Annotated in this window: 24 protein-coding genes; 13 read left to right on the top strand and 11 right to left on the bottom strand. The window is 67.1% G+C overall.

The window, feature by feature from the left end:
- Nucleotides 1–11: 11 nt before the first annotated feature.
- Genes GJV26_RS10870 through GJV26_RS10850 form a run of 5 tightly spaced genes read right to left on the bottom strand, consistent with a single transcriptional unit; the run spans nucleotide 12 to nucleotide 5,962 of the window.
- Complete coding sequence (locus GJV26_RS10870) at nucleotides 12–647, bottom strand: DUF6928 family protein (protein WP_155708833.1); 636 nt, start codon at nucleotides 645–647, stop codon at nucleotides 12–14.
- Nucleotides 644–925 carry a formate dehydrogenase subunit delta gene (locus GJV26_RS10865; protein WP_155708832.1) on the bottom strand — a complete coding sequence of 94 codons (282 nt, stop codon included), beginning with the start codon at nucleotides 923–925 and terminating at the stop codon, nucleotides 644–646. The genes GJV26_RS10870 and GJV26_RS10865 overlap by 4 nt, the downstream gene beginning before the upstream one ends.
- Nucleotides 926–934: 9 nt before the next feature.
- On the bottom strand, nucleotides 935–3,808 hold the full coding sequence (gene fdhF / locus GJV26_RS10860) for a formate dehydrogenase subunit alpha (RefSeq protein ID WP_155708831.1): 2,874 nt from the start codon (nucleotides 3,806–3,808) through the stop codon (nucleotides 935–937).
- Between the two features lie 10 nt (nucleotides 3,809–3,818).
- Nucleotides 3,819–5,393, bottom strand: coding sequence for a formate dehydrogenase beta subunit (locus GJV26_RS10855; RefSeq protein ID WP_155708830.1), 1,575 nt, complete (start codon nucleotides 5,391–5,393; stop codon nucleotides 3,819–3,821).
- A complete protein-coding gene (locus GJV26_RS10850; RefSeq protein WP_371866559.1) occupies nucleotides 5,390–5,962 on the bottom strand; it encodes a formate dehydrogenase subunit gamma in 573 nt (190 codons plus the stop codon). The genes GJV26_RS10855 and GJV26_RS10850 overlap by 4 nt, the downstream gene beginning before the upstream one ends.
- 134 nt (nucleotides 5,963–6,096) lie before the next feature.
- Between GJV26_RS10850 and GJV26_RS10845 the strand changes: the two genes are divergently transcribed.
- The 3 genes from GJV26_RS10845 to GJV26_RS10835 all read left to right on the top strand — a co-directional run bounded on the left by GJV26_RS10845 (nucleotide 6,097) and on the right by GJV26_RS10835 (nucleotide 9,580).
- Nucleotides 6,097–7,161, top strand: coding sequence for a substrate-binding domain-containing protein (locus tag GJV26_RS10845; RefSeq protein ID WP_155712388.1), 1,065 nt, complete (start codon nucleotides 6,097–6,099; stop codon nucleotides 7,159–7,161).
- A 164-nt stretch (nucleotides 7,162–7,325) separates the two neighbouring features.
- Nucleotides 7,326–8,573 carry a formyl-CoA transferase gene (frc, locus tag GJV26_RS10840; protein WP_155708828.1) on the top strand — a complete coding sequence of 416 codons (1,248 nt, stop codon included), beginning with the start codon at nucleotides 7,326–7,328 and terminating at the stop codon, nucleotides 8,571–8,573.
- 2 nt (nucleotides 8,574–8,575) lie between these two features.
- Nucleotides 8,576–9,580 (top strand): histone deacetylase family protein, encoded by a 1,005-nt coding sequence (locus GJV26_RS10835; protein ID WP_155708827.1) that lies wholly within the window; start codon nucleotides 8,576–8,578, stop codon nucleotides 9,578–9,580.
- 47 nt (nucleotides 9,581–9,627) lie between these two features.
- Here the strand turns inward: GJV26_RS10835 and GJV26_RS10830 are convergent, their stop codons facing one another.
- Complete coding sequence (locus tag GJV26_RS10830; RefSeq protein WP_155708826.1) at nucleotides 9,628–10,557, bottom strand: LysR family transcriptional regulator; 930 nt, start codon at nucleotides 10,555–10,557, stop codon at nucleotides 9,628–9,630.
- A gap of 145 nt (nucleotides 10,558–10,702) precedes the next feature.
- Between GJV26_RS10830 and GJV26_RS10825 the strand changes: the two genes are divergently transcribed.
- The 4 genes from GJV26_RS10825 to GJV26_RS10810 all read left to right on the top strand — a co-directional run bounded on the left by GJV26_RS10825 (nucleotide 10,703) and on the right by GJV26_RS10810 (nucleotide 14,653).
- Nucleotides 10,703–11,011: a hypothetical protein gene (locus GJV26_RS10825; RefSeq protein ID WP_155708825.1), complete on the top strand. Its 309-nt coding sequence runs from the start codon at nucleotides 10,703–10,705 to the stop codon at nucleotides 11,009–11,011.
- A 358-nt stretch (nucleotides 11,012–11,369) separates the two neighbouring features.
- On the top strand, nucleotides 11,370–12,725 hold the full coding sequence (gene oxlT / locus GJV26_RS10820) for an oxalate/formate MFS antiporter (RefSeq protein ID WP_155708824.1): 1,356 nt from the start codon (nucleotides 11,370–11,372) through the stop codon (nucleotides 12,723–12,725).
- A gap of 127 nt (nucleotides 12,726–12,852) precedes the next feature.
- Entirely contained in the window at nucleotides 12,853–13,620 is a 768-nt protein-coding gene (locus GJV26_RS10815) for a fumarylacetoacetate hydrolase family protein (protein ID WP_155708823.1), read from the top strand.
- A 16-nt stretch (nucleotides 13,621–13,636) separates the two neighbouring features.
- Nucleotides 13,637–14,653: a 2-dehydropantoate 2-reductase gene (locus GJV26_RS10810; RefSeq protein WP_155712387.1), complete on the top strand. Its 1,017-nt coding sequence runs from the start codon at nucleotides 13,637–13,639 to the stop codon at nucleotides 14,651–14,653.
- 90 nt (nucleotides 14,654–14,743) lie between these two features.
- On the opposite strand, the gene GJV26_RS10805 is transcribed toward GJV26_RS10810, so the two are convergent.
- Together GJV26_RS10805 and GJV26_RS10800 are read right to left on the bottom strand one after the other, a co-directional pair.
- Nucleotides 14,744–14,893: a hypothetical protein gene (locus tag GJV26_RS10805; RefSeq protein WP_155708822.1), complete on the bottom strand. Its 150-nt coding sequence runs from the start codon at nucleotides 14,891–14,893 to the stop codon at nucleotides 14,744–14,746.
- Nucleotides 14,894–15,069: 176 nt separating this feature from the next.
- A complete protein-coding gene (locus GJV26_RS10800) occupies nucleotides 15,070–15,678 on the bottom strand; it encodes a Crp/Fnr family transcriptional regulator (protein ID WP_155708821.1) in 609 nt (202 codons plus the stop codon).
- 157 nt (nucleotides 15,679–15,835) lie between these two features.
- Here GJV26_RS10800 and oxc point away from each other — a divergent pair, with 157 nt between their 5' ends.
- The 3 genes from oxc to GJV26_RS10785 all read left to right on the top strand — a co-directional run bounded on the left by oxc (nucleotide 15,836) and on the right by GJV26_RS10785 (nucleotide 19,439).
- Entirely contained in the window at nucleotides 15,836–17,542 is a 1,707-nt protein-coding gene (gene oxc / locus GJV26_RS10795; RefSeq protein WP_155708820.1) for an oxalyl-CoA decarboxylase, read from the top strand.
- A gap of 123 nt (nucleotides 17,543–17,665) precedes the next feature.
- Entirely contained in the window at nucleotides 17,666–18,916 is a 1,251-nt protein-coding gene (gene frc, locus GJV26_RS10790) for a formyl-CoA transferase (RefSeq protein ID WP_155708819.1), read from the top strand.
- A gap of 76 nt (nucleotides 18,917–18,992) precedes the next feature.
- A complete protein-coding gene (locus tag GJV26_RS10785; RefSeq protein ID WP_155708818.1) occupies nucleotides 18,993–19,439 on the top strand; it encodes a PAS domain-containing protein in 447 nt (148 codons plus the stop codon).
- Between the two features lie 53 nt (nucleotides 19,440–19,492).
- Here the strand turns inward: GJV26_RS10785 and GJV26_RS10780 are convergent, their stop codons facing one another.
- On the bottom strand, nucleotides 19,493–20,725 hold the full coding sequence (locus GJV26_RS10780) for an MFS transporter (protein WP_155708817.1): 1,233 nt from the start codon (nucleotides 20,723–20,725) through the stop codon (nucleotides 19,493–19,495).
- Between the two features lie 170 nt (nucleotides 20,726–20,895).
- Between GJV26_RS10780 and GJV26_RS10775 the strand changes: the two genes are divergently transcribed.
- The gene (locus GJV26_RS10775) at nucleotides 20,896–21,795 is read left to right on the top strand and encodes a LysR substrate-binding domain-containing protein (protein WP_155708816.1); all 900 of its coding nucleotides are present in this window, start codon (nucleotides 20,896–20,898) and stop codon (nucleotides 21,793–21,795) included.
- An 11-nt stretch (nucleotides 21,796–21,806) separates the two neighbouring features.
- On the opposite strand, the gene GJV26_RS10770 is transcribed toward GJV26_RS10775, so the two are convergent.
- Nucleotides 21,807–22,340: a DsbA family protein gene (locus GJV26_RS10770; protein ID WP_216643125.1), complete on the bottom strand. Its 534-nt coding sequence runs from the start codon at nucleotides 22,338–22,340 to the stop codon at nucleotides 21,807–21,809.
- 158 nt (nucleotides 22,341–22,498) lie between these two features.
- Nucleotides 22,499–23,152: a DUF6928 family protein gene (locus tag GJV26_RS10765; RefSeq protein ID WP_155708814.1), complete on the bottom strand. Its 654-nt coding sequence runs from the start codon at nucleotides 23,150–23,152 to the stop codon at nucleotides 22,499–22,501.
- Nucleotides 23,153–23,367: 215 nt separating this feature from the next.
- On the opposite strand from GJV26_RS10765, the gene GJV26_RS10760 reads away from it, so the two are divergent.
- Both GJV26_RS10760 and GJV26_RS10755 read left to right on the top strand, forming a co-directional pair.
- On the top strand, nucleotides 23,368–24,138 hold the full coding sequence (locus GJV26_RS10760; RefSeq protein WP_155708813.1) for a GntR family transcriptional regulator: 771 nt from the start codon (nucleotides 23,368–23,370) through the stop codon (nucleotides 24,136–24,138).
- Nucleotides 24,139–24,198: 60 nt separating this feature from the next.
- A complete protein-coding gene (locus GJV26_RS10755) occupies nucleotides 24,199–25,923 on the top strand; it encodes a fumarate reductase/succinate dehydrogenase flavoprotein subunit (RefSeq protein ID WP_155708812.1) in 1,725 nt (574 codons plus the stop codon).

Raw genomic sequence — 25,923 nt, 5'->3', positions numbered from 1 at the left:
CGCGTTCGATGTCAGCGCCTGTGGAAATGACTGAGCACCGGCCCGGTGCCGGCCAGCCGGTCGATGCAGGCGCCGAACATCCTGGCGGAGACGGCAAGCACCAGCTCCTCCCCGGCCGCCGGCGCGTCCAGCAGGCCGGGCACGGCGCCCGCGCGCAGCGGCAGTTCCTCGGGAAGCGGCACGCCGCTGTCCGCGAACAGGCCATCCTCGGCCGAACCCGCCACGGTACGGATGCGCCGGCCGGCGTGGTAGGCGCTGAAACCCCACAGGTTCGGCACGCAGTGCAGCGCCATCGCCATGACATCTCCGGCCGGGAACCAGCGCAGCACCGTTTCCCGGTAGTTGCCGCGCAGGCTGCGGTTGATGCGCGACCACGCGTTGCCGTGGATGAGTGCCCCCGCCAGGTCGGCATGGCAGACCAGCACGCCCCCTGGGCGGACACCGATGAACATCGCATCCTCGTCCGGATGCAGGGCGTTCCACAGCGTCACTTCGCCGCCGTACTCGTAGCCATCTCCGGCGAGTGCGCGCTGGATGCGTGCCGCCGAGGCCACGTCGTTGCCGGTGCCCGGGCCGAAGCTGCCCGGCCGATCCGTTGCGCACACGATGGACATCTCCCAGCGCATCGGGCCCGTGTATCGCGTCATCCCGCGTCGCCGCCGGTATCGGCGTCCTCGGGCACCGAGGTATTGTCCGCCGGCGCATCGTGCCCGGCACGATGCGCCGCGAGGGCGTTCAGGACGATCGGGTCCAGGCCCTCGCCCCGTTCGCTGTCCACGTGCAGGAACAGCCGGTGCCGCATCCGCGGTGCCCAGTACCGCTGGATATGCAGGGCAATCCCGGTATGGGCTTCGTCGCGGTCCGGGAACGAGGCGTAGAACGTGCCGATCTGGTTGGCCATCGTGACCAGGTTGTCGATGTTCATCGCTGCACCTCAGAGGGCAATGGATGGCGAGACAGCCGCCGGATCGGCCAGTCCCAGTTGGGCCGTGTTGAAGCGCCGGTATTCGCGCTGCCATTCGGAAGGCTGCTGCACCGGCATCACCTGCACGGCCGTCACCTTGTACTCGGGGCAGTTGGTGGCCCAGTCGGAATTCTCCGTGGTGATCACGTTGGCACCGGATTCGGGGAAATGGAACGTGGTGTAGACCACGCCCGGCTGCATCCGCTCCGTCACCAGCGCGCGCAGCACCGTTTCGCCGGCGCGGCTCTGGATCCCCACCCAGTCGTCGTCCCGGATGCCGCGTTCCTGCGCATCGTGCGGGTGGATTTCGAGCCGGTCTTCCGCGTGCCACTGCACGTTCTCGGTGCGCCGCGTCTGCGCGCCCACGTTGTATTGCGACAGGATGCGGCCGGTGGTCAGGATCAGCGGATACCTGCGCGTGACCTTCTCGGCGGTGGCCACATACTGGGTGATGATGAAGCGGCCCTTGCCGCGCACGAAGGTGTCCACGTGCATCGTCGGCGTGCCTTCGGGCGCGGCGTCGTTGCATGGCCACTGGATGCTGCCCAGCTGCTCCAGCCGACCGTAGCTGACGCCGGTGAACGTGGGTGTCAGCCGCGCGATCTCGTCCATGATCTCGGAAGGGTGCCGGTACGTCATCGGATAGCCAAGGCGGTTCGACAGCGCCATCGTCACTTCCCAGTCGGCCAGCCCGGCACGCGGCGGCATCACCTTGCGCACGCGCGAGATCCGGCGCTCGGCATTGGTGAACGTGCCATCCTTTTCCAGGAACGACGAGCCCGGCAGAAGCACATGCGCGTATTTCGCCGTCTCGTTCAGGAAGATGTCCTGCACCACGATGCACTCCATCGCGGAGAGCGCCGCCGTCACGTGCTGCGTGTTCGGATCGGACTGCACGATGTCCTCGCCCTGGCAGTACAGGCCCAGGAAGCTGCCGTCCAGCGCCGCCTCGAACATGTTCGGGATGCGCAGGCCGGGTTCGTCCTGCAGCGGCACGCCCCAGGCCTGCTCGAACATGCCGCGCACGGTGCTGTCGGAAACGTGGCGGTAGCCGGGCAGCTCGTGGGGGAACGAGCCGATGTCGCACGAGCCCTGCACATTGTTCTGGCCGCGCAGCGGATTGACGCCGACGCCCTCGCGGCCCACGTTCCCCGTGGCCATCGCCAGGTTGGCGATCGCCATCACGGCCGTGGAGCCCTGCGCATGCTCGGTCACGCCCAGGCCGTAGTAGATCGCCGCGTTGCCGCCGGTGGCGTACAGCCGTGCCGCGGCGCGCAGTTGCGCCGCCGGCACGCCGGTCACGCTTGCGGTTTCTTCCGGCGAGTTGGCGGGCTGCGCGACGAAGTCGCGCCATTGCAGGAAGGCGCGGTCCTCGCAGCGCTCGGCGATGAATTCCTCGGCCAGCAGGCCCTCGGTGACGATCGCGTGCGCCAGCGCCGACAGCACGGCCACGTTGGTGCCCGGCCGCAGTTGCAGGTGGTGGTCGGCCCGCACGTGCGGCGACTTGATCAGGTCGATCCGGCGCGGGTCGATGACGATCAGGCGCGCGCCCTGGCGCAGCCGCTTCTTCATGCGCGAACCGAACACCGGGTGGCCATCGGTGGGGTTGGCACCGATCACCAGCACCACGTCGGTATGCTCGATCGACTTGAAGCTTTGCGTGCCGGCCGATTCGCCCAGTGTCTGCTTCAGGCCGTAGCCGGTGGGCGAGTGGCACACCCGCGCGCAGGTATCCACGTTGTTGTTGCCGAACGCGGCGCGCACCAGCTTCTGTACCAGGTAGCCTTCCTCGTTCGTGCAACGGGAGGATACGATGCCGCCGATCGCGTCGCGGCCGTGTTTCGCCTGGATGCGTCGGAACTCGCTGGCCGCGTAGTCCAGCGCCTCGTCCCACGACACCTCGCGCCACGGATCGGTGATCTTCGCGCGGACCATCGGTTTCGTGATGCGGTCGCGGTGCGTGGCATAGCCCCACGCGAAGCGTCCCTTGACGCACGCGTGGCCCTCGTTGGCCTTGCCGTCCTTCGCCGGCACCATGCGCACCACTTCGTTGCCCTTCATCTCGGCATTGAGCGAGCAACCCACGCCGCAATAGGCGCACGTGGTGGTCACGCGGTGTTCCGCCTGGCCCAGCCAGATCACCGACTTTTCGGTCAGCGTCGCCGTCGGGCAGGCTTCCACGCATGCGCCGCATGATACGCACTCCGATTCCATGAATGCCTCGTTCTGGCCGGCCGACACGCGCGACTCGAAGCCGCGACCGGAAATCGTCAGCGCGAACGTGCCCTGCGTTTCCTCGCAGGCCCGCACGCAGCGGTTGCACACGATGCACTTCGACGAATCGAAGGTGAAGTAGGGATTGGACTCGTCCTTTTTCAGCTTCAGGTGGTTGTCCCCGTCGTAGCCGTAGCGTACTTCGCGCAGGCCCGTCACGCCGGCCATGTCCTGCAGCTCGCAGGCGCCGTTGGCCGGGCAGGTCAGGCAGTCGAGAGGGTGGTCGGAGATGTACAGCTCCATCACGCCCTTGCGCAGCTGCTGCAGCTTCGGCGACTGGGTACGCACGACCATGCCTTCCTCGACCGGCGTGGTGCACGAGGCCGGATAGCCGCGCCGCCCGTCGATCTCCACAAGGCACAGCCGGCACGAGCCAAACGGCTCCAGGCTGTCGGTGGCGCACAGTTTCGGGATGTTGATGTCGCCGAGCGCGGCGGCGCGCATCACCGACGTGCCGGCAGGCACGGTCACGCGCTGGCCGTCGATCTGCAGGGTGACGAATTCGGTGGCGATACCGGCGTTGCCCGGCGGCGGCGTGCCCAGGTCGCGGGTCAGGATGGTTTCGATCATCGTGGTCTCCTCAGGCGGCGCGCTGGCTGCCGTGTTGTTCAATGCCGGCCTGGCCGAAATCTTGCGGGAAGTGGTTCAGGGCCGACAGCACCGGGTAGGGCGTCATGCCGCCCATCGCGCACAGCGAACCACCCAGCATCGTGTCGCACAGGTCGCGCAGCAGCACGACGTGTTGTACCTGCGCCTGCGGCGTTCCGGTGCCGGCGCGGATCTTGTCGATCACCTCCACGCCGCGCGTGGAGCCGATGCGACAGGGCGTGCACTTGCCGCACGATTCGATGGCGCAGAATTCCATCGCATAGCGCGCCAGCTTCGCCATGTCGGCCCGGTCATCGTGCACCACGATGCCGCCGTGGCCCAGCACCGCCCACAGCGACGCGAACGCTTCGTAGTCGAGCGGCGTGTCCCACTGCGATTCGGGCAGGTAGGCGCCGAGCGGCCCGCCCACCTGCACCGCCTTGATGGGACGGCCCGAGGCGCTGCCGCCGCCGTAGCCGTAGAGGATTTCCCGCAGCGTGACGCCGAACGCCAGTTCGATCAGGCCGCCATGCCTGATATTGCCCGCCAGTTGCACCGGCAGGGTGCCCCGCGAACGGCCCATGCCGTAGTCCTGGTAGTACGCGGCGCCCTTGTCGAGGATGACGGGCACGGTTGCCAGCGACAGCACGTTGTTGATCACGGTGGGCTTGCCGAACAGGCCGGCCAGCGCGGGCAGCGGCGGCTTGGCGCGCACGATGCCGCGCTTGCCCTCCACGCTTTCCAGCAGCGCCGTTTCCTCGCCGCAGATGTACGCGCCGGCGCCCTTGCGCACTTCCAGGTCGAACGCGGGGCCGGCGCCCAGCAGGTTCGCGCCCAGGTAGCCGTGGTGGCGGGCGAGGGCGATGGCGCCCTCGAGCCGCGCGATCGCGTGCGGGTACTCGCTGCGCACGTAGATGTAGCCGCGCGCGGCGCCGACGGCGATGCCGGCGATCGTCATGCCCTCGATCAGCACGAACGGATCGCTCTCCATGATGATGCGGTCGGCGAAGGTGCCGGAATCGCCTTCGTCGGCATTGCAGACGATGTATTTTTCAGTGCCGGGAGCTTTCAGTACCGTGTTCCACTTGATCCCCGTGGGGAAGGCGGCGCCGCCGCGGCCGCGCAGGCCGGAGGCGGTCACCGTGGCCACGATGTCCGCCGGGGCCAGCGCCAGCGCGTTGCGCAGGCCGCGGTAGCCGCCGTGCGCGAGATAGTCCGCCAGCGAGTGGGGCTCGGTGATGCCGCAGCGGGCGAACGTCAGGCGCTGCTGGCGCGCCAGGTAGGGAATCTCCTCCACCAGGCCGAGCGCCAGCGGATGCTCGCGGGACCAGCCGGCGTCGAACAGCGCGGGCACGTCCGCCGCGTCCACGGGGCCGAAGCCGGTGCGGCCGGCCGGCATTTCCACCTCGACCAGCGTTTCCAGCCACAGCAGGCCGCGGGTGCCGTTGCGCAGCACGCGGATGTCGAGGCCGCGCCGCGCCGCTTCCGCGGCGATCGCCGCCGCGACCTCGTCGGCACCGACCGCCAGCGCGGCCGAATCGCAGGGCACCCAGATGCGCGTGGTCATGCCGCCTCCCGCGTGCCGGTTGCCATCACCTCCGCGATCAGCGCGTCGAAACGCGCCGGCGTCACGCGGGCGAACACGGCCTCGTTGATGGTCAGCGCCGGCGAGCTGGCACAGTGGCCCAGGCAGTACACGGGTTCCAGGCCGAAGGTACCGTCCGCGCTGCGCCCGTGCAGGCCGCAACCCAGTGCCTGCTCCGCATGTTCCAGAAGCGCGTCCGCCCCCATGCTCTGGCATGCTTCCGCGCGGCAGACCTGCACCACGCAGCGTGGCGGCGCTTCGGTGCGGAAGTAGTGATAGAAGGTGATCACGCCATGCACTTCGGCACGCGACAGGTTGAAATGCTGCGCGATGGCCGGCACGCTGTCCGGCGGAATGTAACCGGCGCTGTCCTGCAGGCCGTGCAGCACGGGCAGCAGCTGGTCCTGGCGGTTGCCGAGGCGTGCGAACAGTTCGGCCAGGATGCCGTCGACGGCGGCATTGGCAGCAGCGGTCGCAGCGGTCGCAGCAGTGGCAGATGTGGTAGATGTGGTAGATGCGGCGGCGGCGGGGGCGGGCGTGGCATGAAACATGGCTGGCATGGCGTCTCCTTGGTAACCTTGTTCGCGGCCGCTCATGTTCTGGCTTGCATATGCTGGACGCGTTTTATCGTGTAAATTCAGACTATCACCCGCTGAAAACGGCATCAATAGGAAGGATTTTGCATATGCTCGCCGTGGAGATCCGCCCCGACTGGTTCCTGCGCGATGCGCGCGGCACCGCCATCGCGCTGCCCGCGCTGCTGGCGCTGCTGGCCGCCGTCAGCGAGACCGGCAGCATCAGCAAGGCCGCCATCGCGTGCGGCACGTCGTACCGCCATGCATGGGGATTGCTGCACCAGTTCAGCGAGCAGTTCGGCGCGCAGCTGGTGAACAAGGTGCGCGGCCAGGGCACGGTGCTCACGCCGCTGGCGGAAAAACTGATCTGGGCGGACCGCCGCATCGGCGCCCGCCTGACGCCGCTGCTCGACAGCCTGGCGTCGGAGCTGCAGCAGGAACTGGTGCGCGTGCTGGCCGGCGATGCGCAGAGCGTGCGGCTGACGGCCTCGCACGGCTTTGCCGTGGCGGCCCTGGTAACGCAGTTGCGCCACCAGGGCATCGTGGTGGACATCGGCTACCGCAGCAGCACGGACGCGGTGGCGGCGCTGGCACGCGGCGAATGCGACCTGGCCGGGTTCCATCTGCCGGTCGGGAAGTTCGAGGGCGCGGCGGCGGCGAACTACCGGCCATGGCTGGACAACGAGCGCCATGCCTTCCTGCACCTGGCGTATCGGGAGCTGGGCCTGTTCGTTGCGCGCGGCAACCCGAAGAACGTGACCGGCCTGGCCGATCTGGCCCGGCCGGACCTGCGTTTCGTCAACCGCCAGCACGGTTCGGGCACGCGCGTGCTGCTCGACCTGCTCCTGGCGGAGGCGGGCATCGATCCGGCGGGCATCGCCGGGCACGACAGCGCGGAATTCACGCACGCCGCGGTGGCGGCCTATGTGGCGAGCGGCATGGCGGACATCAGCTTTGGCGTGGAAACGGCGGCCCGCCGCTTCGGCCTCGATTTCATCCCCGTCTGCCGCGAGCGCTACTTCCTCGCCTGCGACAGGGCCGCGCTGGCGCAGCCCGTGCTGGCCGCGGTGGCCGCGGCGATGGCGCATGGCGGGTTCCGCGCCGCCCTGGCCGACTTGCCGGGCTACGACGGCTCGCTTGCCGGCACCGAGGCCGACCTGGCCACGCTGTTCTGACTTATCAAAAAACTTGACCGCGAACTTAACCGCGGTCAATGATCTCGCGGATGCCGGCCCGCTATCATGGGCTGCGTCCGATGCCGAACAAGTGCTTGTACGAGCCCGGCGGGCGGCGCAGAATACAAAAAAAAATTATCAGCCCAGCAACCGAGGAGACCGGCATGAGCAAGGCACTGGAAGGCATTCGCATTCTCGACTTCACCCATGTCCAGTCCGGACCGACCTGCACCCAGCTGCTGGCCTGGTTCGGCGCGGACGTGATCAAGGTCGAACGAGCCGGCGAGGGCGATGCCACGCGCGCGCAGTTGCGCGACATTCCCGATGTGGACAGCCTGTATTTCACGATGCTGAACCATAACAAGCGCTCGATGACGCTCGATACCAAGCAGCCCGCCGGCAAGGCCGTGCTGGAAGCGCTGATCCGCGACTGCGACGTGCTGGTGGAGAATTTCGCGCCGGGCGCGCTGGACCGGATGGGCTTTTCCTGGGAACGCATCAACGCGCTCAATCCGCGCATGATCGTCGCCTCCGTCAAGGGCTTCGGACCCGGGCCCTACGAGGACTGCAAGGTCTACGAGAACGTGGCCCAGTGCGCCGGCGGCGCGGCCGCCACCACCGGCTTCGACGACGGCCCGCCGGTCGTCACCGGCGCCCAGATCGGTGATAGCGGCAGCGGCCTGCACCTGGCGCTGGGCATCGTCACGGCGCTGTTCCAGCGCACCGCCACCGGGCGCGGCCAGCGCGTGCAGATCTCGATGCAGGACGCGGTGCTGAACCTGTGCCGCGTGAAACTGCGCGACCAGCAGCGCCTCGAACGCAACGGCGTGATGGAGGAATATCCCCAGTTCGTCAGCGGCAACTTCGGCGACTCGGTGCCGCGCGCCGGCAACGCCTCCGGCGGCGGCCAGCCGGGCTGGATCCTCAAGTGCCGGGGCTGGGAGAGCGATCCGAACGCGTACATCTATTTCATCGCCCAGGCCGCGGTATGGCCGGCGATCTGCCGCGTGATCGGGCGGGAAGGGTGGATCGACGATCCGGCCTATGCCACGCCCCGCGCCCGACTGCCGCACTTGATGCAGATCTTCGCCACCGTCGAGGAATGGACGCAGACGCTGACGAAGTTCGAGGTCATGGAGACGCTGAACCGGTACGACATTCCGTGCGGGCCGATCCTGTCGATGAAGGAGCTGGCGGCGGAACCGTCGCTGCGGGCCAGCGGCACCATCGTCGAGGTCGACCATCCGGAGCGCGGGCCCTATCTCACCGTCGGCAACCCGATCAAGCTGTCCGACAGCCCCACCGTGGTGCGTCGTTCGCCGCTGCTGGGCGAGCACACGGAAGAGGTGATGTCCCAGCTCGGCTACAGCGGCGAGCAGATCGCCGCGCTGCGGGCCGGGCGGGTGATCTGAGCATGGCCTTCGCACCGCGCACGCTGGTGATGTTCCACCCCGACTGCCTGGAGCACCGGCCCGGCCCCGGCCACCCGGAGTCGCCGGAACGGCTGCACGCGGTGATGCGGGCGTTGTGGCAACCGGAGTTTGCCCGCCTGGCATGGCGCGAGGCACCGCGTGGCACCCGCGAACAGGTGCTGCTGGTGCATGACGCGGACTATGTCGACAGCGTGGCCGCGCTGGTGCCCGGGCACGGGGTGGCGGTACTCGATGGCGGCGACACGGTAATGTCGCCACGCTCGCTCGATGCGGCGATGCGCTGCGTGGGCGCGGCCTGCGCCGGTGTCGATGCGGTGCTGGCGGGCGAGGCGGACAACGTGTTCTGCGCCACCCGCCCGTGCGGCCATCACGCGGAGCCGGACCGGGCAATGGGTTTCTGCATCTTCAACCAGGTGGCGATCGCCGCCATGCACGCGCTGCATGCCCATGGCCTGGCCCGGGTGGCGGTCATCGATTTCGACGTCCACCACGGCAATGGCACGCAGGCGGCCTTCCACCACGAACCGCGGCTGTTTTTCGGTTCCAGCCACCAGTGGCCACTGTATCCCGGTACCGGCGCGGCCGGCGAGCACGGCGGCAGCGGCAACATCGTCAATGTGCCGTTGCCGCCCGGCTGCGGCTCGCAGGCGTTCCGCAACGGCGTGGCGATGCGGCTGCTGCCGGCGTTGCGCGCGTTCGCGCCGGAACTGATCCTGGTGTCCGCCGGATTCGATGCGCACCGGCTCGATCCTCTGGCACAGATGGAACTGGACGACGACGACTTCGGCTGGATCACGCGAGAGGTGATGGCGATCGCGGCGGATGTGTGCGGGGGCCGCATCGTCTCCGTGCTCGAAGGCGGCTACAGCGGCGCCGGGCTGGCCGGCGGCTGCGCCGCCCATGTGCGGGCATTGCTCGGCGAAGGCGCGGCGGGATCGGCTGGCGCATCGGCGGAAGCACCGGTGCAGGCATCAGGGGACGCATGAGCGGAACATCCGCTGGACATGGGCGGGCCGGGCGCTGATCTGAAAAATCAGCCGCCCGCCGTTGGAATCAGCCGGCCGATCCACTCGGCCCCGTCGTCGAGCAGGAACTGCCGGAATGCGCTGGCCACCGGCGGCAACCGTTTTTCGCGGCGGTGCACCACATACCAGTTCAGCATCAGCGGAAAGCGCTCGGCGGGCACCACCACGAGGCTGCCCGCGGCCACCTCGCGGCCGATCGTGTGCGCCGACAGGAAGCCCAGGCCGATTCCGGCGATCACGGCCTGCTTGATCGTCTCGGTACTCTTGATCTCCATCGCCACCTGCAGCCCGGCCAGGTGGGGGCCGAACGCGTCCTCCATCGAATGCCAGGTATCCGATCCCCGCTCGCGCACCACGAACGGATGCCGCACCAGCTCGTGCAGGTCGACCGGCTCCCGGCCCGGGGCCGCCAGCGGATGCTGCGGGGCCGCCACGATCACATACGGGTGCGGGGCAAACGCATCGTTCTGCGTGTCGTTGGAAGGCGGGCGCACCATCACCGCCAGGTCGGTGCGGTTGGCGGCCAGCTGCCCGAGCAGCTCCTCGCGGTTGTGCACGGTAAGGTTCAGCTGCACGCCGGGGTGCCGCCGGGCGAAGGCCACCATCAGCTGCGGGAAAAAGTAGTCGCCGGCGCTGATCACCGCCACGTCCAGCCGGCCTCCCGAAATGCCGCGGTGCTGGGCCATCGCGGTCTCCGCTTCCTCGAACTGCAGGATGATCGAGCGGCAGAACGGCAACAGCTCGGTGCCCGCCTGCGTGAGATAGGTCTTTTTCCCCAGCTGCTCGAACAGCGTCACGCCGACATGCCCCTCCAGCGTGCGGATCTGCGTCGACACGGCCGGCTGCGTCAAGTGCAGTTCTTCGGCGGCACGCGAAAAACTCAGGTGGCGCGCCACCGCTTCGAAGGTCTTCAGCTGGCGCAGTGTCGCATTCCGCATGGCGCTCCCGGTGGGTTGCCCGCTGCCCCGGACACCAGGCCGAGGTATAAGCGATCGCTGATGATTATCCCTAAAAACTTTAACTTTTGCTAATCATTTGACGCGCCTAGTATGGAACCCGTCAGTACCAACAACGGAGGAGACCATGACGATCATCAGCCGTACCGACACGGCGCAACGCAATGCCTGGAACGCGGCTTTCCACGAACTGGACCTGCCATGGTTCTGGGATGTCGGCTGCGACCTGCCGGACCCGGGTGCCGAACGCGGCTGCGTACGCGACTACCTGACCCGCCATCACGGCCACCTGCTCACGGCCTACGATGCGGACTTCCTGGTCGATGCGATCCTCGCCGCCAAGGAGCGCTGCGAGGCGGAATGCCTCGCGGCCGGCGGCGATCCCGGGATGGCGATCGACTGGCGCGCGCTGCGCCAGCCGCAGATCGGCATCTGAAGCGCGTGCCCGTGTGCGAATGCCACTACTTGTAACGATTTTTTAATTCTTAACCGCGGTCAAGGATATGCGAAATCCGTTCTTACACAATCGTCCCATCTGTTGAACTTCAAATAAGGGACCGAGTCCCCGGCGTTTGCCGAAGACCCGGCCAATACCAGGTTCCAGAGTCTTTCGGTAGCTTCCGTGGACCCCAACAGGAGACAAAGCCATGAACCACCCACTGCACCGCAACACCGCCCGGCACCGCTTCCGAAGTCCCGACCCGTCGCCGGGAGCGCAATGCGCTTTGCGGCCAGCCATCAGCGTACCGCCAGCGGTACCCGAACAGTGTTGAAAAACAGATGGGAGACATTGCATGAAAACCGACGCATCGAACGCTTTTGAAAGGCCAGCATCGTTCCGCTGGATGCAGCTCGTCATGGGCATCATCTGCATGGCCATGATCGCCAACCTGCAGTATGGCTGGACCCTGTTCGTCAACCCGCTCGCCGAGGCCCACGGCTGGAGCAAGGCCTCGATCCAGGTGGCCTTCACGATCTTCATCCTGACCGAAACGTGGCTGGTGCCGGTGGAAGGCTGGGCGGTGGACAAGTGGGGGCCGCGCCCCGTGGTGCTGTTCGGCGGCCTGCTGTGCGCGATCGGCTGGATCATGAATTCGTACGCCTCGACGCTGGCCGTGCTGTACATCGCCGCGGCGATCAGCGGCATCGGCGCCGGCGCCGTCTACGGCACCTGCGTGGGCTCTGCGCTGAAATGGTTCCCGGACCGCCGCGGCCTCGCCGCCGGGCTGACCGCCGCCGGCTTCGGCGCCGGCTCGGCCGCCACCATCATCCCCATCTCGAACATGATCGAGGCGCGCGGCTACGCCGATACGTTCCTGTATTTCGGCATCGGCCAGGGTGCCGTCGTGATCCTGCTGGCGCTGCTGATGGTGCGCCCGCCCCATGCCGCCGGCAAGGGCGCCAAGAAGAAGGTCAACCCCAACGTGCTGCAGACCACGGCCGATTTCAAGCCGTCGCAGATGGTGCGCACCCCAGTGTTCTGGGTGATGTACCTGATGTTCGTGCTGGTGGCGGCCGGCGGCCTGATGGCCACCGCGCAGATGGGCCCGATCGCCAAGGACTTCGAGATCGACGGCGTGAAGTTCAACATCATGGGCATGATCCTGCCCGCGCTGACGTTCGCCCTGGCGATCGACCGCGTGCTCAATGGCCTGACGCGGCCGTTCTTCGGCTGGGTGTCCGATCAGATCGGCAGGGAGAAGACCATGTTCATCGCCTTCGCGATGGAATCGGTCGGCATCATCCTGCTGTACTACTTCGGCCGCGACCCGATCATGTTCGTCATCCTCACCGGCCTGGTGTTCTTCGCCTGGGGCGAGATCTACAGCCTGTTCCCGGCCACCACGGCCGATACGTTCGGCACCCGCAACGCGGCAGGCAACGCGGGCCTGATGTATACCGCGAAAGGCACGGCATCGGTCTTCGTACCCATCTCCAGCCTGATCACGGCGGCCAGCGGCAGCTGGGAAGCGGTGTTCTTCGTCGGCTGCGGCATGAACGCGCTCGCCGCGGTACTGGCCTGGTGGGTGTTGCGGCCGATGCGCAAGCGCTTCATCGAGGAATCGTCCGGCACGGTCAGCGTGCAGGATGACGACAAGGTGATGACCGGCAGCGCCGGCACGGCCACCGCCTCGCCGCTTCCCAACTGAACGGACCGGCGGCCGCTTCGGGCCGCATGAGTCGCTGCCGGCCGTTTCCATCCATTCAGGCGACCCCGCGTGCACCGGCCGGTGCACGCGGCCTCCCCGCGCCCGACCCATCCTGACGAGGCTTTCCATGATCCAGCACTGGATACGTTTCAAGCACCTCGATACCGTGCGTTTCGGCACGCTCGAGGGCGACAAGATCCGCGTTTTCAAGGGCGACATGTTCGACGCGCCGCAGCGCACGGACATCGCCCTCCACCTCGCCGACGTCGAACCGTACACCCCCGTGGTTCCCGGCAAGGTGCTGGCGATGTGGAACAATTTCCATGCGCTGGGCAAGAAGCTCGGGCTGCCGCCCCCGGCCGAGCCGCTGTACCTGATGAAACCGCCCACGTCGTTCCTGGCGCCGGGCGGCACGATCCGCCGGCCCCGCTGCGAGGGCAAGGTCGCCTTCGAGGGCGAACTGGCGATCGTGATCGGCCGCACCTGCAGCGGCGTCGCCGTCGAGCATGCCGCCGAGCATATCTTCGGCTACACCTGCGCCAACGACGTCACCGTCGGCGACATCATCGGCCGCGATCCGACCTTTCCGCAGTGGGTGCGCGCCAAGGGCTTCGACACGTTCTGCCCGTTCGGCCCCGTGATCGCCACCGGGCTCGATCCGGCCATGCTGGTGGTGCGCACGATCCTGAACGGCGAAGTGCGGCAGGACTACCCGGTCAACGACATGGTGTTTTCCGTGGCCGAACTGGTCAGCCGGGTGTCCCAGGACATGACGCTGGAACCGGGCGACCTGCTGCTGTGCGGCACGTCGGTCGGCGTGGGCTCGATGCGCCCGGGCAGCACGGTCGTGGTGGAGATCGACGGCATCGGCAAGCTCAGCAACCGTTTCGAGTAAAACCAAGGAGCATATGATGAAGATCGCAGTGATCGGAGCAGGCGCCATCGGCGGGCTGGTGGGCGCGCGGCTGGCGCTGGCGGGCGAGGAGGTGACGTTCCTCGTGCGCGGCGCGAACCTGGAGGCCATCCGCAATCGCGGCATCAGGCTGATCGAGGCAGGTGGCCAGATGCAGGTGGCGGCCAGGGTACGGGCAACGGACGACTACGCCGCGGCCGGGCCGCAGGATATCGTCATCGTCGCGCTGAAAGCGCACCAGGTGGCGGACGTGGCGGAGCGCATCGGCCGGCTGTTCGGCCCCGAGACCGTCGTGGTGACGATGCAGAACGGCATTCCGTTCTGGTATTTCCATCGCCACGGCGGCGCGTTCGAAGGGCGCCCGGTGCTCAGCGTGGATCCCGGCGGGGAGCTGGCCCGGCGCATCCCGCCGGCGCGCATCCTGGGCTGCGTGGTCTACCCGGCGGCGGAGCTGGTGTCGCCGGGCGTGATCCGGCATATCGAGGGCAACCGGTTCCCGCTGGGCGAGCTCGATGGCAGCACGAGCGAGCGGGCCCGTGCCGTGGGTGCGTGCTTCGAGCACGCCGGCCTGAAGGCGCCGGTGCTGGACAATATCCGCGCGGAGATCTGGCTGAAGCTGTGGGGCAATCTCAGCTTCAACCCGATCAGCGCGCTGTCGCATTCGACGCTGGTCGACATCTGCCAGCACCCGCTGGCGCGGGGCCTGGCGGCGAACATGATGCGCGAGGCGGAAGCCGTGGCCGCCAAGCTGGGCATCGCGTTCCGCGTCACGCTGGACCGGCGGATCGAGGGCGCCGAGAAGATCGGCAAGCACAAGACTTCGATGCTGCAGGACGTGGAGGCCGGCCGGGGACCCGAGATCGACGCGCTGGTGGGCTCGGTCATCGAGCTGGCGCGCATGACGGACACGCCGTCGCCGCACATCGACTCGGCCTATGCGCTGGTGAAGCTGCTGGAGCAGGCGATGGCGCAGGCGCGGGGCGGCGTGCGGCTGCAAAAGGCCGTGGCGGCGTAGCGTTCGTGCCGGCGAAAAAAAACCGGGACAGCATGCTGTCCCGGTTTTTCCGGATCGCGGGCGCGGAGGGCGGCGGCCCGCCGGGCGGTGTTACAGGCCCCAGGTATAGGCTGCTTCTTCGCGGTCCTGCTGCTGGTCGCTCAGTTTGTCGCGCAGTTCCAGGTGGAACAGAGAAACGATGAACTCGAAGAACGAGAATCCGGTATTTTGTTGCTTTGCGATATCAGTGAGGCCGTTCATGTGCTGCTCCTTGAATGGTTGAAAGCGTGTATGCCTTTGATTATAAAGGCAGCACACCCCCGGTCCAATTGACGGCAGCCATATCTGTCATTCAATTTATGAATGACTGTCTATGAAAAAACGCCCAAAAATAAGGCAAATAAATTTCTCGATTGCTCCTGAAAAACTGTTGCTTTTCAGATTTTTCCCTGGTGCTTCAAACGGCTCAGCGTTTCGGGCGACAGGTTCAGGTAGTAGGCCAGTTCCTTTTTCGGCAGGCGCTCGAACAGCTCGGGGAATTTGCGCATGAAGCGGTGCACGCGCCCCGGCGCATCGAGCAGGTGCAGCGTGATCGTGTGCGCCATGATGCCGCTCATCAGGTTCATCACCTCGTACTCGAAGGCCTGCTTCACCACGCTGTGGCTCTGCAGGAAATCCACCCACTGCGTCAGCGGCATGCTGGCCACGCGCGCCTTCGTCATGCACACGATGCTGTAGGGCGTCGGCGTTTTCAGGCACCACGCCGCGTAGCTCGTTTCGATATCGCGTTCCGACGAAAAGCGCAGGATCATTTCCTTCGCCTCGTGGTTGGTCACCTGCCGCTTGAGGATGCCATCGAGGATGAAGTACTGCTGCATGTCGTACACGCCCTGGTTGAGGAGCAGGTCGCCCTTCTGGTGATTGGTCACCGTCAGGTAAGGCTCCAGGGCGGCCATCTCGCTGTCACGTAATTCCTTCAGGATGACGTTCTGCTTCAGCTGCGCGCGAATGATGTTTCGTTCCGGGTGATTTGCGATGAGCGTCATGGCGAACCGGCCAACATGCAGAGATGGACATCATGCGGTGAATCTTGACCGCGGTCAATGATTTGAATGGAAGGCGCTGGCTATGATGGTTCCAGGGCGAATCGGCTGGCCAGGTCGCCTGAACCGACAGGCACCTCGAAAATAACCGGAGACAATCATGACCCATAACGTATCGGTAGAAGTCACCGACGGCTTCCACCTCGTGATCGACGCGCTCAAGCACAACGACATCGACACGATTTTCGGCCTGGTCGGGATACCGATCACGGATCTCGCCCGCCTGGCCCAGGCCGAGGGCATGCGCTTCATCGGCTTCCGCCACGAGCAGAACGCCGGCAACGCGGCCGCCATCGCCGGCTACATGACGAAGAAGCCGGGCATCTGCCTGACCGTTTCCGCGCCCGGCTTCCTGAACGGCCTGACGGCGCTGGCGAACGCCACCACGAACTGCTTCCCGATGATCCTGATTTCCGGCTCCAGCGAGCGCGAGATCGTTGACCTGCAGCAGGGCGACTACGAGGAGATGGACCAGCTGAACATCGCCCGTCCGCACGCCAAGGCCGCGTTCCGCGTGCTGAAGGCGGAAGACATCGGCGTGGGCATCGCGCGGGCAATCCGCGCCGCCGTGTCCGGGCGGCCGGGCGGCGTGTACCTCGACCTGCCGGCGCAGCTGCTGGCGCAGACGATCGAAGCGGGGCATGCGAAGCGTTCGCTGATCAAGGTCGTCGATGCCGCGCCGCGCCAGCTTCCCGCGCCCGATTCGGTCGAGCGCGCACTGGCATTGTTGAAGGGCGCGAAGCGGCCGCTGATCCTGCTCGGCAAGGGCGCCGCCTACGCGCAGGCCGATGCCGACATCCGCGCCTTCGTCGAACGCACCGGCATTCCCTACCTGCCGATGTCGATGGCCAAGGGCCTGCTGCCCGATACGCATGCGCAATCGGCTTCGGCGGCCCGCTCCTTCGTGCTGGCCGAGGCGGATGTGGTGGTGCTGGTCGGCGCGCGCCTGAACTGGTTGCTGTCGCACGGCAAGGGCAAGACCTGGGGCAAGCCCAAGCAGTTCGTGCAGATCGATATCGCGCCCACCGAAATCGACAGCAACGTGGCGATCGCCGCGCCGCTGATCGGCGACATCGGTTCCTGTGTCGGCGCGCTGCTGGCGGGCCTCGACGGCGCGGGCCTCGAACAGCCGGATGGCGAATGGCTCGGCGCCATCGCCCAGCGCAAGGAACAGAACCAGGCGAAGATGGCCGCGCTGCTGGACAGGAACCCGGTGCCGATGAACTTCCACAGCGCGCTGCGCGCCATCCGCGACGTGCTGAAGGACCATCCGGACATCAACCTGGTCAACGAAGGCGCCAACACGCTCGATTTCGCGCGCAGCATCATCGACCAGTACCAGCCGCGCAAGCGCTTCGACTCCGGTACGTGGGGCATCATGGGCATCGGCATGGGCTTCGCGGTCGGCGCGGCCGTCACCAGCGGCAAGCCGGTGGTGGCGATCGAGGGCGACAGCGCGTTCGGCTTTTCCGGCATGGAGCTCGAAACGATCTGCCGCTACGAACTGCCGGTGACGACGATCGTCTTCAACAACAACGGCGTGTACCGCGGCACGGACGTCAATCCCACCGGCGGCAAGGATGTCGCGCCCACCGTGTTCGTCAAGAACGCCCGCTACGACAAGATGATCGAGGCGTTCGGCGGCATCGGCTACCACGCCACCACGCCGGAAGAACTGGCGCGCGCCCTGGCCGGGGCGATCGCCGCGGGCAAGCCGGCGCTGATCAACGCGGTCATCGACGAAACCGCCGGTACCGAAAGCGGGCGCCTGACGAACCTGAATCCGCAGAGCGCCGCGAAGAAGTAACGCCGCCATGTAACGCCACCAAGCAAGGCCACCACGTTCGATTTTCCACGACGCCGGCAGCACCGCTGCCGGCGCGGGGCCCCGCTACGACCTCAGTTACCAACAAACCAAGGAGACTGCACCATGAGCAAGCCACTGGAAGGCATCAAGATCATCGACTTCACACACGTCCAGGCAGGCCCCGCCTGCACCCAGATGCTGGCCTGGTTCGGCGCCGACGTCATCAAGGTGGAGCGGCCCGGCGCGGGCGACGTGACGCGCTCGCAGCTGCGCGACATCCCCGGCGTCGACGCGCTGTATTTCACGATGTTGAACAGTAACAAGCGCTCGCTGACGCTCGATACCAAGACCGCCGACGGCAAGGAAATCCTGACGAAGCTGATCAAGGAATCCGACGTGCTGGTGGAAAATTTCGGCCCCGGCGCGCTGGACCGGATGGGTTTTACCTGGGAGCATATCCGCGAGCTGAATCCGGGCATGATCGTGGCATCCGTGAAAGGGTTCAGCGACGGCCACCACTATGAAGACCTGAAGGTGTACGAGAACGTGGCGCAGTGCGCCGGCGGCGCGGCATCGACCACGGGCTTCGACGACGGCCCGCCGACCGTCAGCGCCGCCGCGCTGGGCGACAGCAATACGGGCATGCACCTGGCGATCGGCATCCTGACGGCGCTGCGCTCGCGCGACGTGACCGGGCGGGGCCAGAAGGTTGCCGTGTCGATGCAGGACAGCGTGCTCAATCTGTGCCGCGTCAAGCTGCGCGACCAGCAGCGGCTCGACCGCGTGGGCTACCTCGAGGAATATCCGCAGTACCCGCACGGTACCTTCTCGGACGTGGTGCCGCGCGGCGGCAATGCCGGCGGCGGCGGCCAGCCGGGCTGGGTGCTCAAGTGCAAGGGCTGGGAAACCGATCCGAACGCGTATATCTACTTCACCATCCAGGGCCATGCCTGGGCGCCGATCTGCAAGGCGATCGGCAAGGAAGAGTGGATCGACGATCCCGCCTACATGACGGCCCAGGCGCGCCAGGACAAGATCTTCGCCATCTTCGGCACCATCGAGGAATGGCTCAAGGACAAGACCAAGTTCGAGGCGGTGGACGTGCTGCGCAAGTTCGACATCCCCTGCTCGCCGGTGCTGTCGATGAAGGAGATCGCCAACGATCCCTCGCTGCGTGCCAGCGGCACCATCGCCGAAGTGGAGCACAAGGAGCGCGGCAAGTACCTGACCGTGGGCAGCCCGATCAAGTTCTCCGACCTGAAGGTGGAAATCAAGGGATCGCCGCTGCTGGGCGAGCACACCGACGAGATCCTCGAATCGCTCGGCTACAGCCAGAATCAGATCGCGGCGCTCCACGAACAGCGCGTCGTCTGACCCCGGGGGCGAATTTCGTGTTCTTCCCGTTGGCGCACCCGTCACAAGCGGGTGCGCATTTTTCAAAGGAGCCCACATGACCACCGGGATCGATTTCGAACAACTCGTGCGCGGCATCGGCGACGGCGTCATCGTCTGCGACGCGGCGGGCGCCATCACGTTCTGGAACGACGCCGCCACGCGCATCTTCGGTTTTACGGCGAACGACGCGCTCGGCCAGTCGCTCGACCTGATCATTCCGGAGCGCCAGCGGCAGCGCCACTGGGACGGTTATCACAAGACCGCGTCTACCGGCGAAACCCGCTACGGCAACGACCTGCTGCGGGTGCCGGCGCTGCACAAGGAAGGCAAGCCGCTGTCGATCGCCTTCACCGTGGCGATGCTTTACACCCCTGCCGGGGAAGTGGCGTCGGTCATCGCCGTGGTGCGCGACGATACCGCGCGCTGGAGCGAGGAACGCGCGCTGCGCGCCCGCGTGCGGGAACTGGAGGCGGCCGCCCGCACGGAGGCCGAGGCGTCATGATGCCCGGCCTGGCCAGGCGCGCTGCATCTGGCACATGCCGGCGGCAGCGCGCTTCAGGCGGCAGCCAGCCGCGCGGCCGGCCGCTCTTCCCTGATCGGCAGGTTGACCAGCGCGGCCGCCAGGGCCAGCGCGGCATCGGCCCACCATATCCATGAATAGTCGCCGGTCGCCACCACCGCCACGCCGCCCAGCCAGGCGCCGAAGAAGCCGCCGACCTGGTGGCTCAGCAAGGTTAGCCCGAACAGCGTGGCGAGGTAGCGGGTGCCGAACAGCTTCGCGGTGATGCCGGCGGTCGGCGGCACCGTGGCCAGCCATGTGGCGCCGAGCACCGCGGCGAAGAGATAGAAGGTTACCGGTTCCTTCGGCGCGGCCAGGTAGACCAGGATCGCGGCGGCGCGCGAGGCATACATCCAGAACAGGATCATCTTCATGCGCACCCGGTTGCCCAGCGCGCCCGCGGCCAGGCTGCCGGCCACGTTGGCCAGCCCGATGATCGCCAGCGACGTGGATGCCACGCTCGCGCCCAGGCCGCACAGGTTCACTTCGCCCGGCAAGTGCGTGACCAGGAAGGCGATATGGAAGCCGCAGGTGAAAAACCCGGCATGCAGGCACCAGTAGCTCCGGTCGCGAACCGCGAGCTTCAGCTGCCGCCGCAGCGTCATGCCGGTATCGGCTGCCGGGGCGGCGGTGGCCGCGACCGGCCTGTCGCGCAGCCACCATGCCATGGGAATCGTGGTGAGCGCCACTGCCGCCATCATCCACATCGCCTGCATCCAGCCGAAGGCCGACATCACGGCCTGGTTCAGCGGCGCGAAGACGAACTGCCCCGCGCTGCCGCCCGCGTTGATCACGCCGCCGGCGAACGAGCGGCGTTCCGCGGGAATGTGCTTGGCGGTGGCGCCGATCAGGATCGAGAAGCTGCCCGCCCCCGCGCCCGCCGCGCTCAGCAAACCGATGGCGAAGATCAGCCCCCATTCGCCCGTCACCTGCGTGGTCAGCGCCGAGCCGGCGGCGAGCAGCACGGCGCCCAGCACGATCACGCGGCCGGGCCCCCAGCGGTCCGCCACGGCGCCGAACACCGGCTGCACGGCGCCCCATACCAGCTGCGCGATCGCCATGGCGAAGCTGATGGTGGCGACGCCGAGCCCCGTGTGCGTATTCAGCGGCGAAAGAAACAGTCCCATCGACTGGCGCGTGCCCATCGTCACCATCAGGATGGCCGCAGCGACGAGCACGAAGACCCAGGGGCTGCGCGCGCCCCCGGTCGTGCCGCCCGCCGCCTTCATGGCCGCGCTCCCATGGCGCCGTGCCGGGCAGCGGCGGGGAAAGGCCGGCGGCCGGTTGTGCGGTGGATGCGCATGATCGTTCCTTTCATCGGTTGAATGGAACATTATCCGGAAGGGGAAACGGGCCGGCAAACGATAAGATTTTCACCATGGCATAGAATATCTGCACCATGCCCGCACCCCTGCCGATCAAGTCGCTACTGGTCTTCGATGCCGCCATGCGGCATGGAAGCTTCTCGCTCGCCGCCGCGGAGCTGCACGTCACGCCGGGCGCCGTGGGCCAGCAGATCCAGAAGCTGGAAGCGTGGCTGGGCTGCGCGCTGTTCATCCGGCAGGTACGGCAGGTGCGGCCCACCGCCGAGGCGGTCGATTACTGGGCGGAGATCCAGCCGGCGCTGGTGCGCATCCTGCACGCCAGCGACGGGCTGCGGCTGCGCCAGGGCAACGAGGTATGGCTGTCGATGCCGCCCACGCTGGCGGCGAAATGGTTCGCGCCCCGCATGGCGGGATTCCTGGCGCTGCATCCCGGCGTTTCGCTGCACCTGGGCGCCACCGCGGCGCTGGCCGACTTCGAGCGCGAGCGGATCGACCTGTCCATCCGCCATTTCGACGGCAACGATCCGGCGTTGCACGCCGACCTGCTGTGCGCCGACGAGATCCGTGTTTACTGTTCGCCGGCCTATGCCAGGCAGCACCGGCTGGAAAAGCCGGACGACCTGCTGCGCGCCACCCTGCTGCACACCACGCTGCACCCGCACTGGCTGGAATGGCTGCGGCGCTTCAGCACGCTCTCGGCGCGGCAGATCGATGCGCTGCCCAGCCAGCATTTCGACCAGGGCCTGCTTGCCATCGAAGCGGCACGGCACGGGCAGGGGGTGGTACTGGGCAGCGCCATCCTCACGGAAAACGAGATCCGCGACGGCTCGCTGTGCGAACCGTTCGGCCTGCGCCTGCCGATGGCGAAGGGCTACTACGTGGTGCATCACAGGCAGGCCGTGCTGCGCCCGGCCGCGGTGGCGCTGCGGGATTGGCTGGTGGGCGCGGCCGCGCAGGGCAGGGCGGAACGGTAGGCGATGCCGGCTCAGGCAGCCCGTGCGCCGGCAACCGCGCGCAGTTCCTCCGTCAGCGTCTCGGCATCGTAAGAGCCGTTGTAGTGCCGACCGTCGATGAAGAACGCAGGCGTGCCCTGCACGCCGCTGCGCTCGGCGCCGGCGATGTCCTGTTGTATCTTCTCCGCATAGCGCCGGCTGCGCAGGTCCGCCGTGAAGCGCGCCATGTCGAGGCCGAGCCGCGTGGCCAGCGCGGAGACCAGCGCGGGGCTGAGCTGGCGCTGGTTTTCGTACAGTGCGTCGTGCATCGGCCAGAACTTGCCCTGTTCCGCGGCCGCTTCGGCCGCTTCGGCCGCCAGTTCCGCCATCGGATGGATCGCCGCCAGCGGCATGTGCCGGAACACGAAGCGCAGCGCGCCGCCCAGGCTGGCCCGCACCTGTTTCAGTTCGCCGTATGCCGCGCCGCAGTAAGGGCATTGGAAGTCGCCGTATTCGACGAGGGTGACCGGCGCATCGGCCGGGCCCAGGGCGTGGTCCCGCGTGGTGACGGCAATCGCAAGGCTCATGGTGTGCTCCTTCATCGTTGTTGGATGAAGCCATTCTGCGCCGCGGCGCTTCGCATGGCATTCCCCGCACGGGTCGCCGGCGGCGCCTCATTGGAGGAGGGCGCGCCCCTGCCATCGTGGCTGGCATGGCGGCTTCCCGTGCGGCCCCAAAGACCGACTCAGCGCCCGAACAGCTTTTTCAGTGCCGCGACCGGCCCCCGTGGCGGCCGGCGGTAGTGGCTCAGCATCGCACCAGGCTTCTCCAGCGCGTCGATGCCGCGGCCGAACAGGCGCGCCGACACGGCCAATACCAGTTCTTCTCCTTCGCCTTCCTCATCGAGCCGGGCGAGGGTGGCGCCGGCCAGCATCGGCCGTTCCTCGGGCAGGGGCGTGCCCGTGTCGATGAACACGCCGTCATCGGCCGAGCCGGCGGCCATGCGGCGGAGATCGCCGTCCGCATACGAAGCGAACCCCCACAAATCGACGACGCTGTGCAGCACCATGGCCAGCACCTCGCCGCCCGGAGCAAGTCCAAGCAGCGTCTGCCTGGCATCTGCGCGCACGCCGCGCGGGGGGCGCGCATCGCCGTTGTCGACGAGGAGCCCGGCCATGCCGGCATGGCTGACCAGCACGCCATCGGCATAGGCGCCGACGAACAGCTCGCCGTTACGCGGATACAACGTTTCCGACAGCGGCACCTCACCCACGTAAACATGGTCGTTCATGGTGAGCTGCCGCGCCAGGGCGGCGGCCCCGGCCCGGTCGTTCTCGCCCGGCGCGCCGAAGCAGCCCGGCTTGCGGGTTGCGCCCACCATGAACAGTTTGAATCCCATTGCCGCTCCCATCGTTGTCGGTATTGCATCATAGCGGCCGGCGCGCCGGGGAGCCCGGGTACCTGGCGCATATCGATATGCGCCCGGCGCCTGAGGCGCTTCCCGCATTAGCAATAACAAAACGATTCGTTCCCACGCGCGGACCGCATCGATACCATCTTTGCATCGTCATCACCTGTCATGACAGGACATACCAGCATGCAAGGACAACATCCATGACTCATTTCCGGGCTCTCGAAACCTCCGCCGCGCCGCTGTACTCGCAGGTACGCGAACGCCTGCGCGAGCGGATCGTCGACGGCACCTATGAACCCGAATCGCGCCTGCCGGCCGAAAGCGAGATCAGCGCCATCTTTTCCGTCAGCCGCATCACCGTGCGCCAGGCGCTGGCCGACCTGCAGAACGAAGGCCTGATCGTCAAGGTGCCCGGCAAGGGCACCTTCGTGGCCCAGCCCCGGCCGAGCCAGGACCTGGCGCGGCTGGAAGGCTTCGGCGAGGCGATGTCGCGCCGCGGGCATACCGTCATCAACCGCGTGCTCAGCCACGTGACGGTGCCGGTGGAAGCCCACGTGGCCAGCCAGCTGCACCTGCCGGAAACCGCGAAGGTCACCGAGATCGTCCGCGTGCGCCACGTGGACGACGAACCGGTCTCGTATGAAGTGACGTACCTGCCGACCCGCATCGGCGACCGCCTGCGCGGCGAGAACCTGGCCGAACGCGACATCTTCCTGATCCTGGAAACGGATTACGGACTGCTGCTGTCCCATGCCGATATCCAGATCGGCGCCGTCAGCGCCGACCCGCAACTGGCGAAAGCGCTGTCGGTGCCGGTCGGCACCGCGCTGCTGCGCATCGAACGCCTCACCTGGACCGTCGACGGCGTGCCGCTCGATTTCGAATACCTGTACGTGCGCGGCGATGCGTTCCAGTACACCCTGCGCCTGCCGCGCCGCACCGGCCAGCGCTCCAACGCAACTGGCAACTGAGCAAGCAACCGAGCTTGCAATCGAGCCGGCAACCGGGCCGGCAACTGAATGGGGAAACTTATGGAAACGCATGTACAGACTGTCGACGTGCTCGTCATCGGCGGCGGCACCGCCGGGCCGATGGCGGCCGTGAAGGCCAAGGAAGCCAACCCCGCGCTGCGCGTGCTGCTGCTGGAAAAGGCCAACGTCAAGCGCAGCGGCGCGGTCTCGATGGGCATGGATGGCCTGAACAACGCCGTGGTGCCGGGCTTCGCCACGCCAGAGCAATACGTCAAGGAGATCACGGTCGCCAACGACGGCATCGTCAACCAGAAAACCGTGATGGCCTACGCGCAAAACAGCTACGCGATGATCGAGGAACTGGACCGCTGGGGCGTGCGTTTCGAGAAGGATGAAACGGGCGACTACGCGATGCGCAAGGTGCACCACATGGGCACCTATGTGCTGCCGATGCCCGAAGGGCACGACATCAAGAAGGTGCTGTACCGGCGCCTGAAGCGCACCCGCGTGGAGATCACCAACCGGCTCGTGGCCACGCGCCTGCTGCTGGCGGAAGACGGCAGCATCGCGGGCGCCATGGCCTTCGACTGCCGCACGGCGGACTTCCACGTGATCCGCGCCAGATCCGTGGTGCTGGCCACCGGCGCCGCCGGGCGGCTGGGGCTGCCGGCATCCGGCTACCTGTTCGGTACCTACGAGAACCCGACCAATGCGGGCGACGGCTACAGCATGGCGTACCACGCGGGCGCCGAGCTGTCGGGCATCGAATGCTTCCAGATCAACCCCCTGATCAAGGACTACAACGGGCCATCGTGCGCCTACGTGACCGGCCCGTTCGGCGGCCACACCACGAACGCGAAAGAAGAACGCTTCATCGAATGCGATTACTGGAGCGGCCAGATGATGCAGGAATTCTATAACGAGCTGCAGGGCGGCAACGGCCCCGTGTTCCTGAAGCTGAACCACCTGGCCGAGGAAACCATCCAGACGATCGAAACGATCCTGCACACCAACGAACGGCCGAGCCGGGGCCGGTTCCATGAAGGCCGCGGCACCGACTACCGCCAGCAGATGGTGGAGATGCACATCTCCGAGATCGGCCTGTGCAGCGGCCATTCGGCGTCTGGCGTGTGGGTGGACGAACATGCGCAAACCACGGTGGCCGGCCTGCATGCCGCCGGCGACCTGGCGTGCGTGCCGCACAACTACATGCTGGGGGCGTTCGTGTACGGCAAGCTGGCCGGCGAAAGCGCGGCGGCGTATTGCGCCGCGCACGAGCTGCCCGCCGTGGACGAAGCGCAGGTCGAGGCCGAACGCCGGCGCGTGTGGGCGCCGCTGCAGCGCGAGGACGGCCTGCCGCCGAACCAGGTCGAGTACAAGCTGCGCCGCATGGTCAACGATTACCTGCAGCCGCCGAAGGTTACGAAGAAAATGGAAATCGGGCTGCAGCGCTTCGAAACGATCCGGCAGGACCTCGACCGCATCCAGGCGCGCAATCCGCACGAGCTGATGCGCGCGATGGAAGTGCACGCGATCCGCGACTGCGCCGAAATGGCCGCGCGCGCATCGCTGTACCGCACCGAGAGCCGCTGGGGCCTGTACCACAACCGTGTCGACTACCCGCAGCGCAACGACCAGGACTGGTTCGTGCACGTGCAGCTGCAGAAGCAGGATGGCGAAATGGTCTGCTTCAAGCGGCCGATCGAACCGTACATCGTGCCGCTGCAGGATGAAGAAAAAACCGCTTACCAGCGCCTGCGCGTGGTCGAGCCCATCGCCGCCTGA

Origin of the sequence: Pseudoduganella dura (genome assembly GCF_009727155.1) — a bacterium.
Taxonomy (GTDB): Bacteria; Pseudomonadota; Gammaproteobacteria; order Burkholderiales; family Burkholderiaceae_D; genus Rugamonas; species Rugamonas dura.
The sequence above is the reverse complement of the archived record's forward strand: the minus strand, read 5'-3'. Positions and strand labels throughout refer to the sequence as shown.

What these genes read in the sequence shown, in the direction of transcription:
- GJV26_RS10870 (WP_155708833.1), bottom strand. Translation starts at nt 647, where the DNA reads ATGACGCGATACACGGGCCCGATGCGCTGGGAGATGTCCATCGTGTGC.
- GJV26_RS10865 (WP_155708832.1), bottom strand. Translation starts at nt 925, where the DNA reads ATGAACATCGACAACCTGGTCACGATGGCCAACCAGATCGGCACGTTC.
- fdhF (WP_155708831.1), bottom strand. Translation starts at nt 3,808, where the DNA reads ATGATCGAAACCATCCTGACCCGCGACCTGGGCACGCCGCCGCCGGGC.
- GJV26_RS10855 (WP_155708830.1), bottom strand. Translation starts at nt 5,393, where the DNA reads ATGACCACGCGCATCTGGGTGCCCTGCGATTCGGCCGCGCTGGCGGTC.
- GJV26_RS10850 (WP_371866559.1), bottom strand. Translation starts at nt 5,962, where the DNA reads ATGTTTCATGCCACGCCCGCCCCCGCCGCCGCCGCATCTACCACATCT.
- GJV26_RS10845 (WP_155712388.1), top strand. Translation starts at nt 6,097, where the DNA reads ATGCTCGCCGTGGAGATCCGCCCCGACTGGTTCCTGCGCGATGCGCGC.
- frc (WP_155708828.1), top strand. Translation starts at nt 7,326, where the DNA reads ATGAGCAAGGCACTGGAAGGCATTCGCATTCTCGACTTCACCCATGTC.
- GJV26_RS10835 (WP_155708827.1), top strand. Translation starts at nt 8,576, where the DNA reads ATGGCCTTCGCACCGCGCACGCTGGTGATGTTCCACCCCGACTGCCTG.
- GJV26_RS10830 (WP_155708826.1), bottom strand. Translation starts at nt 10,557, where the DNA reads ATGCGGAATGCGACACTGCGCCAGCTGAAGACCTTCGAAGCGGTGGCG.
- GJV26_RS10825 (WP_155708825.1), top strand. Translation starts at nt 10,703, where the DNA reads ATGACGATCATCAGCCGTACCGACACGGCGCAACGCAATGCCTGGAAC.
- oxlT (WP_155708824.1), top strand. Translation starts at nt 11,370, where the DNA reads ATGAAAACCGACGCATCGAACGCTTTTGAAAGGCCAGCATCGTTCCGC.
- GJV26_RS10815 (WP_155708823.1), top strand. Translation starts at nt 12,853, where the DNA reads ATGATCCAGCACTGGATACGTTTCAAGCACCTCGATACCGTGCGTTTC.
- GJV26_RS10810 (WP_155712387.1), top strand. Translation starts at nt 13,637, where the DNA reads ATGAAGATCGCAGTGATCGGAGCAGGCGCCATCGGCGGGCTGGTGGGC.
- GJV26_RS10805 (WP_155708822.1), bottom strand. Translation starts at nt 14,893, where the DNA reads ATGAACGGCCTCACTGATATCGCAAAGCAACAAAATACCGGATTCTCG.
- GJV26_RS10800 (WP_155708821.1), bottom strand. Translation starts at nt 15,678, where the DNA reads ATGACGCTCATCGCAAATCACCCGGAACGAAACATCATTCGCGCGCAG.
- oxc (WP_155708820.1), top strand. Translation starts at nt 15,836, where the DNA reads ATGACCCATAACGTATCGGTAGAAGTCACCGACGGCTTCCACCTCGTG.
- frc (WP_155708819.1), top strand. Translation starts at nt 17,666, where the DNA reads ATGAGCAAGCCACTGGAAGGCATCAAGATCATCGACTTCACACACGTC.
- GJV26_RS10785 (WP_155708818.1), top strand. Translation starts at nt 18,993, where the DNA reads ATGACCACCGGGATCGATTTCGAACAACTCGTGCGCGGCATCGGCGAC.
- GJV26_RS10780 (WP_155708817.1), bottom strand. Translation starts at nt 20,725, where the DNA reads ATGAAGGCGGCGGGCGGCACGACCGGGGGCGCGCGCAGCCCCTGGGTC.
- GJV26_RS10775 (WP_155708816.1), top strand. Translation starts at nt 20,896, where the DNA reads ATGCCCGCACCCCTGCCGATCAAGTCGCTACTGGTCTTCGATGCCGCC.
- GJV26_RS10770 (WP_216643125.1), bottom strand. Translation starts at nt 22,340, where the DNA reads ATGAGCCTTGCGATTGCCGTCACCACGCGGGACCACGCCCTGGGCCCG.
- GJV26_RS10765 (WP_155708814.1), bottom strand. Translation starts at nt 23,152, where the DNA reads ATGGGATTCAAACTGTTCATGGTGGGCGCAACCCGCAAGCCGGGCTGC.
- GJV26_RS10760 (WP_155708813.1), top strand. Translation starts at nt 23,368, where the DNA reads ATGACTCATTTCCGGGCTCTCGAAACCTCCGCCGCGCCGCTGTACTCG.
- GJV26_RS10755 (WP_155708812.1), top strand. Translation starts at nt 24,199, where the DNA reads ATGGAAACGCATGTACAGACTGTCGACGTGCTCGTCATCGGCGGCGGC.